The sequence below is a fragment of the Chitinophaga oryziterrae genome (assembly GCF_009758125.1).
In the GTDB taxonomy this organism is placed as follows: Bacteria; Bacteroidota; Bacteroidia; order Chitinophagales; family Chitinophagaceae; genus Chitinophaga; species Chitinophaga oryziterrae.
Window position 1 is genome coordinate 86,972 of record NZ_WRXO01000008.1, and the last position, 13,601, is coordinate 100,572.

Annotated in this window: 11 protein-coding genes; 2 read left to right on the plus strand and 9 right to left on the minus strand. The window is 42.2% G+C overall.

All coding sequences use genetic code 11. The features are described 5' to 3' along the window. Positions 1 to 7: 7 nt before the first annotated feature. From GO495_RS23345 to GO495_RS23380, 8 genes are all read right to left on the minus strand, one after another. A complete protein-coding gene (locus tag GO495_RS23345) occupies positions 8 to 1,351 on the minus strand; it encodes a TolC family protein (RefSeq protein WP_157302292.1) in 1,344 nt (447 codons plus the stop codon). Positions 1,352 to 1,650: 299 nt separating this feature from the next. Then, positions 1,651 to 2,262, minus strand: coding sequence for a c-type cytochrome (locus GO495_RS23350; RefSeq protein WP_157302294.1), 612 nt, complete (start codon positions 2,260 to 2,262; stop codon positions 1,651 to 1,653). Between the two features lie 9 nt (positions 2,263 to 2,271). After that, entirely contained in the window at positions 2,272 to 2,916 is a 645-nt protein-coding gene (locus GO495_RS23355) for an SCO family protein (protein WP_157302295.1), read from the minus strand. Then, positions 2,900 to 4,618, minus strand: coding sequence for a cbb3-type cytochrome c oxidase subunit I (locus GO495_RS23360; RefSeq protein ID WP_157302297.1), 1,719 nt, complete (start codon positions 4,616 to 4,618; stop codon positions 2,900 to 2,902). The genes GO495_RS23355 and GO495_RS23360 overlap by 17 nt, the downstream gene beginning before the upstream one ends. A gap of 3 nt (positions 4,619 to 4,621) precedes the next feature. Continuing rightward, positions 4,622 to 5,071 (minus strand): cytochrome c oxidase subunit II, encoded by a 450-nt coding sequence (locus tag GO495_RS23365; protein WP_157302298.1) that lies wholly within the window; start codon positions 5,069 to 5,071, stop codon positions 4,622 to 4,624. 19 nt (positions 5,072 to 5,090) lie between these two features. Continuing rightward, the gene (locus GO495_RS23370; RefSeq protein ID WP_157302299.1) at positions 5,091 to 5,225 is read right to left on the minus strand and encodes a cytochrome c oxidase subunit 2A; all 135 of its coding nucleotides are present in this window, start codon (positions 5,223 to 5,225) and stop codon (positions 5,091 to 5,093) included. 131 nt (positions 5,226 to 5,356) lie between these two features. After that, entirely contained in the window at positions 5,357 to 6,235 is an 879-nt protein-coding gene (locus GO495_RS23375; RefSeq protein WP_157302300.1) for a helix-turn-helix domain-containing protein, read from the minus strand. Between the two features lie 244 nt (positions 6,236 to 6,479). After that, a complete protein-coding gene (locus tag GO495_RS23380; RefSeq protein WP_157302301.1) occupies positions 6,480 to 7,661 on the minus strand; it encodes an exo-beta-N-acetylmuramidase NamZ family protein in 1,182 nt (393 codons plus the stop codon). A gap of 171 nt (positions 7,662 to 7,832) precedes the next feature. Here GO495_RS23380 and GO495_RS23385 point away from each other — a divergent pair, with 171 nt between their 5' ends. Further along, positions 7,833 to 8,615, plus strand: coding sequence for an HAD-IIA family hydrolase (locus GO495_RS23385; protein ID WP_157302302.1), 783 nt, complete (start codon positions 7,833 to 7,835; stop codon positions 8,613 to 8,615). An 87-nt stretch (positions 8,616 to 8,702) separates the two neighbouring features. Here the strand turns inward: GO495_RS23385 and GO495_RS23390 are convergent, their stop codons facing one another. Then, positions 8,703 to 10,121, minus strand: a complete 1,419-nt coding sequence (locus GO495_RS23390; protein WP_157302582.1) for an MBL fold metallo-hydrolase — start codon at positions 10,119 to 10,121, stop codon at positions 8,703 to 8,705. A 465-nt stretch (positions 10,122 to 10,586) separates the two neighbouring features. Here GO495_RS23390 and GO495_RS23395 point away from each other — a divergent pair, with 465 nt between their 5' ends. Further along, positions 10,587 to 13,559, plus strand: coding sequence for a glycoside hydrolase family 9 protein (locus GO495_RS23395; protein ID WP_157302303.1), 2,973 nt, complete (start codon positions 10,587 to 10,589; stop codon positions 13,557 to 13,559). Positions 13,560 to 13,601 lie beyond the last annotated feature (42 nt).

Below are 13,601 nucleotides of genomic sequence, written 5' to 3' on the forward strand. Positions count from 1 at the left end.
CTGAAATTTATTTATTAGTGCCTGTGGTTAAAAATTGTAGGTAGGCGAGGGTCACATTAGCAGTGAACTGCGCCTGTGCCAGTGAGAACCTTTGTTGAGAAAGTTGTGTTTGAGCCAGTAATACATCTGTGGTATTGACCAGCCCCTGCTCATATCTGTTCTGCAAAATGCGTAATGCTTCTGAAGCCTGTTCAATGGCTGCGTTACCCCGCCTTATTTCTGATTGGGCATCAGCCAGGTCACGATAGGCTTTATCCAGTTCCAACTGACTTTGATCTTTTTGAACCGCTAACTGCGTGACCAACTTGTCACGTTCCAGTTTTTGTGTAGTGATTCTGTTTTTAGTACGGTTACCGTTAAAAATATTCCAGGATAATTGTACTCCAACGAGATAGGCATTAGCTGCAAAACCAGTCAAACGGCTATCATTGTATTGATAGTTACCAAAAGCGTTCAGTTTAGGCAGATAGCTCATCCTGTTTGATTTGATCATCAGGTCTGATGCTTCAATCGCCTTTTGCATAGCCATGAAATCGGCCCTTGAAGAAGCCACATTTTGAGGCAGGGCGGGAAGTTGCTGCGCTGCCGTAATGGAATCTGTTGTTTTATATACAGTACCTGATTTTTCACCCATTAATAAACTGAGATAATCCGAGGCGTTGCGGATATTGCTGTTTGCTTTAGCCAGATTACTGGTTAATGTAGCTACCTGTACCTGCGCATTCAGTGCATCCGATTTTTGAATCAGGCCCTGTTTAAAATGATTATCCGTATAAGTATAAACATCTTTAGTTATTCGCAAAGCATCTTCCAGGACACTTACAGCGGTATAAGCCAATTGCAGTTGCAGGTAAGCTTTTTGCACTTCAAAAGTTAAATATTCTTTAGTGTGCTGTGTTTTATATTGATAAACCTCAGTTTGCTTTTCAGCGCCCTTGCGCTGATAAAGCATATCCATATTGATCAATGGCTGCAATACTTCCAGTTTGGCCATATAATCAGGTGTAGCAGAGGGATGATTCAAAAACGCGGGGTTAAAATCATCCTGTGTTATGGTTCTTTGCTGTAGCTTGAAGCCAAAGGCATTGAGCGGGTTGTTCGTGCTCATAGCTGTATAAGAAACATCTACCTTCGGAAGAAAAATGGCTTGTGTTTGCTTATAATCAGATGCCGCAATGCGTTCATCAAGCAATGCCTGATGGAGATCTCCGTTATTGACCAGGGCCGCTGAGACGGCCTCTGTAAGACTTATATTTCGTGTATTTTCCTGCGCAAGTGCTGTTGATAATAAGCCGTTTGTTCCCATCAACAGGAACATCACCAATCTTACAAAATACTTTGTGGTATTCATTAACTTCTGATTTGTACAAAAGTACTTTCAGCAAAAAAGGCAGACGGTAACATTTGTTACTTAGACGTTATAGCCGGCAATTAATCACTGAGCCAATCTGCCGGCACCTATTCTAGTCAAAGTAAGAAGGTATTGTCCGGGTAAATGCAGGCTGGAAATAACTATAGCTATTTTCAGGTAAGGGTTACATGATAAAAGTGTATGGTTTCAAAATATTGGCGGGGGAAACTTATACTTGGGCTGAGCATTGATTATACAAATTTACCCGGACGATATGCCCGGGCAAGTACGGGATATTTTTATTCTTTCGATTGTTTATACTTCTCAAGAATATCATAAGTTTTAACAATTAGCAAAAGAAATAAAACCAAGGATATAATTACTCCAACCAGGGATACTGCAATGAATGGGTCCCGAAAATTTAATGGCCGGTGCTCACCTGGAATATCTAAATAAATTAACTGATGGAGAGGGCTGCTTTTTCCCGAATAGGGTTTATCATCATCCAAGGCCTTGGGTACTGCTGGTAAAACGGCAAGTCTTATCCCTTCCTCTTTGATATAGGCTATAATGCTTTTAATGTCATTATTACTTAAATCCGGATGATTAGGCATGATGGTTTTATTGAACTTCTCAAACAACTTAACTGCAATAGTATCCCCTGATTTGATAACAGATTGCGACCCATGCACAAATTTTATAATCCAGTCTTCTGTATGTCTCTTGTCTACATCTCTCAATGCCGGGCCTGTCACATCTTTGGCCACAGAGTGACAAGCGGCACAACGGATAGTAAACAGCTGCTTCCCATATGTAGCATCAACCTGTGCATCTGCTTTGTTAAACATAAGCAGCAATAAGAGCCCAATACAGGCGGGTGTAAAATGTTCTTTAAGAAATCTTCTCTTCATAAATTCAGCTTATTCGGCAAGCAAACGCTTGATATTGTTAATCAATAGCTGGATATCATTATTTTCGGTTCCATCATAATATCCCCTGATATGCCCTGAGTTATCTATCAGCACCAATTTTTCACTATGAATAAAATCACCTTCTCCACCATCGCCATCTGTGGCCACAATAAACAATCCCTTACGGGCATATTGGTATAGCTTTTTCTTATCGCCGGTTAATAGCTGCCATTGTTTGCTTTGTATGCCCCTGGATTGGGCATACTGTTTTAAAATAGCAGGGGTATCATGTTCGGGATCTACAGTAAAAGATACAAAACGAACATATTCATTATCCGGGAATGCTTTCTGTACAACATTCATCCCATTCATCATTTTTGGGCAAATAGTAGTACAGGTGGTAAAAAAATAATGTGCTACCCATATTTTATTCTTTATAAAACTATTGTCAATCAAAATGCTGTCCTGGTTTACAAATGAGAAATCAGGAATTGCATAATATGGGGGGCTGGTTTGCAAACTGTAATTTTCACGGAAATAAGGCATATCCGCAATACGGTAGTTGTACCAGTATAATGCACCATAAGCCATCGCAGGTAGTATAAATGCGATACCTAAAAACAGCCCCCATGCCCTTTTACTTAGTTTTTTCATTTGTCATAGATTGAGAATGCACATCATTATTACCGCCTTCATTTACCGGACTTTCTGCATTGAATTTGTTGGGAACAGGCGAGCTGTATTTGAATACATTTATTAAAGAAGGAATGTAAGTGATCATTATCAATATTACACTGGCAATAATCCAGGGCTTCATGTTGTGTAATAGTGGGATTGTTTTTTCTTCATGCAATTCTTCTGATTCAGGCAGCGAAATTGCGGGTTGCCTTGTTCTTTTCCCCAAAGCGGTAACAAAAAAACAGACTAAATATATGGATGCCGCAACTCCCATCACGATACCTCCGACCATTGTAACTGTTGCTGTAGGTACCCAATGAGGGTTAAACAGATCGCTTGCCGGATTAGTATACGACATCCCCATATTGGTCCTCCTGGGTTCTCCCATTAATCCACCTGCCATTAATCCATGTGAGAGTATTGCCACACCAATCATCCAAACGTATGGAACAATGGTAACCATGCTTAAAAATTTTACAGGCTTTCCCGATACAGTGCTATACATATAAATACTCATACCTAGTATTACCAGGAGTACAGGTCCGGCCACAGTCATATGAAAATGTCCCGGCACCCAACCAGTATTATGCACCATTTGGTTGAGAGAATAGGATGCATTGATAATTCCTGACAATCCTCCAAAAATGAACAACAGCAATCCGCAAAGAAAATATCCGAACAAGTAATTTTCAGATCGGAACCAAGGTAATTTCCCCATCCAATCAAACAACCCTCTGGCACCTCTTTTTCTCCCTGCCAACTCTAAAGAGGCCCCAACAGTAAATGCGGTCATAAAACTGGGAATAGACACAGCATAAGTAAGTATGCTTACCCAAAGTTTGGTGCCCTGCCCCATTACGGGTTCACTAAACTGATGGTGTACACCTACAGGAGTAGATAATATCAGGAATAACAGGAAGGCTAACCTTGCCGCATTTCCAGAGTATAGTTTTCCGCCGCTTATTTTGGGCAGAATAGTATAAAATGCTATATATGCAGGCAATAACCAGAAGTAAACCAAAGGATGTCCAAACATCCAGAACAGCATACGGGTAAGCGGCACATTGATATCATTTGTCCAACCGGCAGACCAGGGCATTAACAATATCAGTGATTCATATGCCACAGGGATACTACTGATAAACCACATTGTAAAATTTACGAATGTACCTAAAACGGCAATGGGCATTTTTGCATTGAGGTGTTCCTTCTTCCAGTCGCTATACATTTTAATCCAACCAAAGAATGCTACCCAGCTACCTACAATCAATAAAGATGTACCCAGATAAAATAAAGGTGAATTCTTAAGTGGCGCATAAAATGTATACAGGGCCTGGGCCTTGCCAATTATCATTAATACAGCATCTATTAAGGTACCGCCTACCATAAGTATCATCGATATACTGTAAGACCATCCGGGAGGCTCCTTCTTCAGATAATGACTCATAATTACATGTCCGAACACCACGGCAAAAAAGGTGGTAAGGACAATCGCATTGATAACTCCATGCATTGTAAGTCCCTGGTAATAATTGATGCCTGCAACCGCTGTTTTATGAATAACACCGGCCCTGTAAAGGGTCTGCATCACACCATTATAGGCCCCCAATATAAAGAGCGTCATAGGCATGAAAAGACCAATAAGAATCGTATTTTTATATGATTTTGATATATTCATTCTTCATTTCTTTAAATAAGTTACCAGTACCTGGGCCATCATATTATGATGCCCGGCGCCGCAATACTCATGACATACTATTCTATAAGTTCCATAATCAGTAAAATTTACAGTTGTCTTATTTACTGCTCCTGGTATGGCCATAAGGTTGACCCCTTTTCGTTCAATATTGAATCCATGTACTACATCCGCAGATGTAAGGTAAAAATCTACAGTACTCCCGGCAGGCACGATAATCTCTGCCGGATCAAAGGCCCACATCCTGGCTATAATATATACTTCGTAATGAGTATCATCCACCTTCTTTATCGCTGACTGCCGGAAAGTGGCATTATAAGGGATACAGGCCGGCACATCTATTTTCCTGGCAAATGCATTATAAAGAATAGCGAAAAAGAATACCGCCATTACTGAGCTACTTAGTAAAATGGTTTTTATTTCATACTTATTCATAATAGTGGCTGTTATTAACTTAATGCCTTTCCAGTTGAAGATTATACACGCTGAACCATAGTAACACAGTAAACATCAACAAAAGAATGATGAACACGATGGTGCCTTTGGGTTTGAAGTCTCTTTCTATGTCAGAATGGGTATCTGTATTCATATTCCTGCACGTTTGTTATTTATGCAACAAAATTAACTACCATCCGGAGGAGGTAGTTACCCTATTTATATCATTGATGTACCTTTTTACTTATTATTAAAAAACACTGAAATTTCAGGCAGGAGTTTATGTTATATCAGATCTTTGTTGCTATGCTTTATCTTCTTGAATTTTTCAGGGCTGATCCCTTCATACTTTTTAAAGAAGCGGGAGAAATAAGAATTATTCTCAAAATTGAGTTCCCACGCTATTTCACTTACAGACAGCGTGGAGTTAACTAAAAGTCTTTTTGCCTCTAACAATATCCTGTTTCGGATCAAATCGCCGGCAGATCTACCTGTTAGTTTTGAACAAAGGGTATTCAGATAGTTAGGGGTAATAAATAACATTTCAGCATATTCTTTGGGCAACTTTTTTTTTGTATAAAACTGCTCTATTAACTTTTCGAAAGATATAAGTTGACTGTATTGATAAGGCGACTTTTGTTGTCCATGGCTTTGTTTTTTCCTATTTGCCAGAATAAAAACCTGCAACAGTAAAGCCCTAAGCATATCAAGACATCCTTCTTCCTGTAACCTATACTCGGAAAGCATTTGATGAAATAAAGAATCAATATCGCTGACGTCATCCGGAAAACCAACAACAGAATGCTTACCATTTAAAGAAAAGAATAACAGGTTGCTTAAATAATTGCTGTTCGCCAGGAAAGTGCTGAAAAAAGGCATACCGAAATTAACAAGTATTCCATCAGTGTCATTATCAAAAATCCATTCGTGAATTTGTCCCGGGGTCAAGAAAAAGACAGTACCTTTTTCTACCGGGTAGCTTTCAAAATCTATTACATGCCGACCACCAGGCCTGGTGATATACAAAATTTGGTAAAACGAATGTCTATGTGGAAATACCAACGATTGCAGAGATTGCAGATAAGTACGCAAATCAGTAACTACTATTTCATGGTTATCCTCATTATGCAAATTACAAATACTATATATTGGAATTTTTTTCATCGTTCTTTATTTCCTCTCAAGCAACATATAGTACAATTACATTCTGACGAATTCAAAGGTCTGATATAATATATTATTTATTAGTGACAATAGTCACACACTTACCTGATTTCCTTAAGCATTCTTAATCTGAAATCAGCACAAATCAACCAAAACCGTTTTAACCTGGTTCCATCTGTTTCCATAATACTTCTGTTACCGCCAGCGTTTTTTATATCTAGAATAATACAGTCTCTTTTATATTTCATTTCCCATATAACAGGTAAGGGTCTACCATAGCAGCCCATTCACCTGCATTGGTAAAGGCATTTAGTCCGCCCATAAAATCCGGCAAGGGCAGTTCAAACATTTGTCCTGCGTCCTGTTTGCCGGTCAGGAGCTTCAGGTGGTTCTCGCCGGTACCGTTAACATGCGTTTTATAGGGAGCCCATTCAAAAGCGCCGGCATGTGTATCCCGGATCAGTTTCAGCAACAGCAGGCCAGCCCTTACCGGGCGAAAGCTGTAGGGGTCGGTTACATGCAGCATCAGCCCTTTGCAGGACTGGCCTGTATACCGGCCAGCCTCCGGTACAAAGTCCACCTCTCTGGCCACTACATCATCATCGATATTTTTATTGAATAAGGTGGTTATTTCCCCTGAGCGTAGCCAGGGTGCGCCAGCTACCCTGAAAGGTACGGCCGTCCCCCTGCCCTCACTGATATTCGTAGCTTCCAGGAGACAAAGACCGGGATATAGTAAGGTTGCTTCAAAACAATTGATAGCCGGCGAAGCAGGCACAAATGAGGTGCTCCAGTCGGGATGCAACAGATCCCGGTACCAACCTTCACAGGGGATCACCTGTAAAGGACATCCAATATGCTTAACTGCGTTAAAATACAGCGCCAGCTCTCCCAGCGTACAGCTATGCCGCACCGGCATCTGCCATCTTCCTATAAAACTGGAAGCAGTTTCCTCATCCAGCAATGGACCTTCTGCCAGCAACAGGTTCCCTGATAAAGGATTGGGCCTGTCCAGCACAATCAGCGGCTTGTTAAAAAGAGCGCTTGCTTCCAGTACATAGGTCAGCGTCCATAAATAGGTATAAAACCTGCTGCCTACGTCTGGCAGGTCCAGCAACAACAGATCAATATCCTCCAGGTCTTCCATGTCCGGCATCAATTTGTGGCCATACAGGCTAACTACCGGGAGGCCGGTAAGCGTATCGTTCCCGTTACGCATGAAATGCCCATCAGGCCCTGTTGTATCCAGCCCATGTTCCGGAGAGAACAATTTCACCAGGTTGTACTGCTGCTCTAACAATGCTTTCCGTGAAGGAACAAATGCCGACGTCAGGGCTGCATTATTGGTAACCAGACCTATACGTTGGGTTTTCCAGGAGGGAGCCTGCGCTAATAGTTTATCAATGCCAAACTGTACCTTTATCATGCTTTAATTTAATAAAATTACAGTTAGATACGTCCTTCCTTTTTCATTTCGGTTAATAATTTCGTTTATCACATTATCACCGGAAACTTACCGTTGCCCTTAGATATATTATATTTGTTAAACCTGAACGGCCTGATTTCAGATCATTTTTATACTAATAGCATATAATATATGAAACACGGACTTTTGATTGACATGGATGGCGTCATTTATAGCGGAGAGACTTTAATTGAAGGCGCTGACAAATTTATCGGGGAATTGCTTAAAAATGATATTCCCTTTACTTTTATGACCAATAATAGTCAGAGAACAAGACTGGATGCTGTACGGAAACTGAGGCTCCTTGGTATAGAAGTTACCGAAAACCACATTTATACAAGCGCTATGGCTACGGGTAAATTCCTTAGCGATCAGGGTGCTCATACAGCATATGTTTTGGGAGAAGGAGGGTTGTTAACCAGTTTGCACGAAAATGGTATTAGCCTGGTGAATACAGACCCGGAATTTGTAGTTTTAGGAGAGGGCAGGAATTTTACACTGGAGATGGTCCAGCGCGCCGTAGATATGATCCTGGCAGGAGCAAAATTTATTACCACCAACAGGGACCCTTCTCCGAAAAAACCAGGATGGAATAACTTAGGTATTGCCGCCACTACCGCAATGATCGAGGAAGCTACGGGAAGGAGAGCTTTTGTTACCGGAAAACCCAGCCCGGTGATGATGCGTTCTGCACGGAAATATTTAGGACTGGAAACAGCTGAAACAACCGTTGTAGGGGATACCATGGAAACGGATATACAGGGAGGCGTACAAATGGGATACAAAACAATTCTGGTACTTTCCGGGATTGCCAAAAAAGAAGATCTAAGTCAGTATGCCTTTAAACCGGATTTGATAGTAAGTTCTGTAGATCAAATTGAAATCCCGCTTAAATGGTGGCCTTTAGGAGTCTAATACATCTCTTCTTTTACACCCCTAAAGGAATTATAATGGTTTAAGCGTAGTTATATATAACTACGCTTAAACCAGCCCATTTCAGTACTACAACAATGTTGAGGGACATACATAATCACTTATCCTGAATTTACCGGATTCTTTGATAGCCTTGAAACCTCCTTTTACATCAATCAGATTGTTGTAGCCTCTCGCTCTGAGGATTGAATTGAAGATCATGGAGCGGTATCCTCCGGCACAATGCACGTAATAGGTCTTATTCTTATCCACGTCACTTATATGCTCATTGATATAATCCAGGGCCATGTTCTCTGCTCCAATAACATGTTCTGACTGGTGTTCACTTTGTTTTCTTACATCCAGCATGTTTATATGCGGGTTAATATTCATTCTTTCTGCCAATTCATCTACGGATACAGATTGAATGGTATCCGTTTCTTTGCCTGCATCTTTCCAGGAATCGAAACCTCCTTCCAAATGGCCGATAGTATAATCGTAACCTACACGCGCCAAACGGGTAACAACTTCCTCTTCGCGGCCTTTATCCGTAATCAGTAAAATTCTCTGATTAATGTCCGGAATCAATGCACCTACCCAGGGCGCAAAGTTGCCGTCTATACCAATGTTAATGGAATTAGGGATAAATCCTCTGGCAAACGTCTGGGCATCACGTGTATCCAGGATCAGGGCACCGGTTTCGTTGGCAGCAGCCTCAAATGCGTCAGGGCTCAATGCATGTCTGCCTCTGTTTAGCACGGTGTCTATGCTTTCATAACCTTTAATATTCATCAGCACATTCGCCGGGAAATAACCAGGCGGTGGCAGCAATCCATCTGTAACTTTTTTGATAAATTCTTCCTTAGTCATGGGTTTCAGCGCATAATTTGTTGCTTTCTGATGGCCCAGTGTGTCCGTTGTTTCCTTACTCATATTCTTGCCACAAGCAGAACCTGCTCCATGGGCCGGATATACAATAATATCATCTGCCAGCGGCAGTATTTTATTATGCAGCGAGTCATAAAGATGGGCTGCCAGTTTATCCTGGGTTAAGTCGGCCACTAATTTCTGCGCCAGATCGGGCCGGCCAACATCGCCAATAAACAACGTGTCTCCTGTAAACAGGGCAATGTCCTTCCCATTTTCATCAGTCAACAGGAAGCAACTACTTTCCATTGTATGTCCCGGAGTATGAATCACTTTAATGGTAATATCGCCTAACCTCAGCACTTCACCGTCTGCCGCCACATGTGCATCAAACCCTGGTTTTGCTGTTGGGCCATATACTATGGTTGCCCCTGTTTTATTGGCCAGGTCCAGATGCCCGCTTACAAAATCAGCATGAAAGTGGGACTCCAATACATATTTAATTTTTGCGTGGTCTTTTTCTGCACGTGTTATGTACGGCTGCACTTCTCTTAGCGGGTCAATAACAGCGGCTTCCCCCTTACTTTCAATATAATAAGCCCCCTGAGCTAAGCAACCGGTATAAATCTGTTCAATTTGCATGATTGACATTAATGTATAGTTAAATAACTTCTTCGTTTTATTTCTTCAAAGATCTGATATGATATATTAGTTATTGGTGACTTTAGTCACACACAAACCTGATTCTCTTAGGAATCACATAATCAACCAGCCCCCTTTTTTAACCTGATCCCATCTTTTTTTCCACCAATATCATACCGATGATAATGCCTGTGGCCGCCAGAGCAATATCCAAGGGTTGCTCAAAACGAGCAACCCTTGGATATCAGGGATAGGGATATATGGGTCTGATTAATACTTTTTTTAATGACTTTTTGTTTATCCACGTAATTCCTGTAAACTTGTAAAACCATATCGTTCGCCTTCCCCAAGGCAGAAAGATTTTTTTTGAAACCTATTGTTAGAACCTATTCATAACCAATACCCTTTTTTTAAAAACCCATATAAGCTCCTTGTTCATTACATTTTTACCATAAACTATACCTAATGAAAACCAGATTTTCCCTCGTAAAATTAGCGCGTGCCAATAAATTACGCCTGCTAACCACCATTTTACTAATGGTGTCTCTCAAACTCAGCTATGCACAGAGTTTCAACTATGCAGAAACATTGCAGAAGTCGATGTTCTTCTATGAATGCCAGCGCTCCGGACAGCTTCCTTCGGATAACCGGGTAACCTGGCGTGCCAATTCTGCCATGAATGATGGTAGTGATGTTGGCCATGACCTGACAGGCGGCTGGTATGATGCCGGTGACCATGTTAAATTTAATTTTCCCATGGCTTTCTCTGCCACCATGCTGGCATGGGGGGCCGTAGATTTTGCCGCGGGGTATAATGCCTCCGGACAAATGAAATACCTGAAAAGCAACCTCCGGTTTGTAAATGATTATTTCATCCGCTGTCATACAGCTCCCAACGAATTGTATGGGCAGATCGGTAACGGCAGCACTGATCATGCCTGGTGGGGATCCTCAGAAGTAATGGCCATGTCCCGCCCCGCTTATAAGATCGATCAAACGCACCCGGGTTCAGACCTCGCTGCTGAAACAGCCGCCGCCATGGCAGCAGCCAGCATGGTATTTAAAACAGATGACCCATCGTACAGTTCCACCTTGCTTAGTCATGCCATACAGTTGTATAATTTTGCAGACACCTACCGCGGAGTATATACCGGCGCGATTACTGACGCGGCCGGATATTACCAGTCCTACAGCGGCTATAATGATGAGCTGGTATGGGGCGCTATATGGTTATATCGTGCTACCGGTGATGCTGCATGGCTGGCAAAGGCAGAAAACTATTATGCTAACCTGTCTGTAGAATCCCAGAGTACTATCAAGTCTTATAAATGGGGACTTGCCTGGGATGACAAATCATTTGGATGTTATGCCCTGCTGGCAAAACTTACAGGTAAAACCCAATACAAAGAAGATATAGAAAGACACCTCGACTACTGGACAGATGGTTATAACGGGCAACGTATTACTTATACTCCCGGTGGGCTGGCCTTCCTGGATGTATGGGGTGCATTAAGATATGCGATCAATACCGGTTTCCTGGCAGCCTACTACAAGGATGCGGCTACGACAAGCGCCAAAGGAACAAAGTATTATACTTTTGCTCAGCAACAAATGAACTATGCGCTGGGTAATAATCCCAACAACCGCAGTTATGTATGCGGCTTCGGTAATAATCCGCCTACCCAACCACATCATCGCACTGCTCATGGAGCCTGGGCTAATAATCTGAATGGCCCTCCTACGGCAACACGGCACACCTTATATGGTGCACTGGTAGGTGGCCCGGGAAGTAATGACGCTTACACGGATGATCGCTCTAACTATGTGAACAATGAAGTTGCCTGTGATTATAACGCCGCTTTTTCAGGACTGCTTGCCAAGCTTGTTGAAGATCATGGGGGAACGCCGCTGGCTAATTTCCCGGTTGCAGAAACGCCTTCCGGTGAATTCCTGATCGAAGCAAAATTAAATGGCAGCGGGAATACCTATACTGAATGGTCCGTATGGGTAAACAATCACACGGCATGGCCTGCACGCATTGCCTCCAAACATGCCTTCCGGTTGTTTATTGATGTTTCAGAAGGATTGACGGCAGGTTATTCTCCTTCACAATATGTTGTTTCATCTAATAATGCAGATGTTACTTTTACGCAGTTAATGCCATGGGATTCCACCCGGCATATTTATTATACAGAGGTAACCTTTAATTCCAGCATCAAGATCTGGCCAGGCGGACAGGGTGAATCAAGAAAAGAATCGCAGATACGTATACGACTTCCTTATGAAGCCAGTGCTGCTGCCTGGAATCCTGCAAACGACTGGTCTTCACAGAACGTTGACGGCACTCTTAAAGAAGTGTCCAACATCCCTCTTTATGTAGATGATGTACTGGTATATGGCAGTACACCAACACAAGCCCAGGTAGTGCCTGTTACAGGTATAAGTGTAAGTCCTGCAAACAGTACCCTGAATATCAACACGACCCTGCAGCTCACGGCCACAGTAGTCCCTTCCAATGCTACCAATAAAAGTGTGAGCTGGAGTTCCAGTGCTCCTGCTATTGCTACAGTAAGCAGTACGGGTCTTGTGACAGCCCTTGCCGCAGGCACAGCTACTATCACGGCTACTACCGCAGATGGCAGCTTTACTGCCAGTGCAGCTATCACTGTTACAAATGTGGTAGTGCCCAAACAATACACACTCACCACAGCAGTAACCGGCTCAGGTACCATCACGCTCAATCCTGCAGGTGGTACTTATGCGGAAGGGTCTCAGGTCATAATTACCGCGAGTCCGTCAAATGGGTATAAGTTCAGCAACTGGAGCGGCGCCATATCAGATACCATCAACCCTGTTACTGTAACAGTAAATACGAACATAGCAATAACAGCAAACTTTACTCAAACAGGGAATCAGGGAAGCTGTGATAATCCCAGCCCGGTGACACTTCCATTCAAAAAAGATGGTGCGGGAGAATATTGCTACGTTATTTCAGGTAATATTTCTTACATCAATTCCTGGAACCTGAGCCTCCTGGAGATTAATGGTGTTAACTATACCAACACCTGGTCTAACAGCCTTCCGGCAAGGGTAAACGGTAATTATTATATTCATTATGTAGGCCCGTATGCATGGTCACACTTTGAGGCAGACGGTTCTGAGTCCGCTGCAAGAAGCAGTGCCATTGAGGAAAAACGCAGCGGTGCCATTTATCCCAATCCTGTTACACAACACAGTTTTGCTATCCGTATCTCCGATCCGGCGATTACAGATGTGATAGTAACACTTACGGATATGTCTGGCAAGGTAGTATTGAAGAAGACGGCAAAAGCGAATGAAACTTTTACCATTAATCCTTCTATACCTGCGGGTATCTATCATGTTGATGTTAGCAGTAAGAATAAAAAAGTGATAAGCACGAAGTTGATGATACAGTAATAAAAAAAGGCCGGCAACGATATTGTTGCCGGCCTTTTTTAT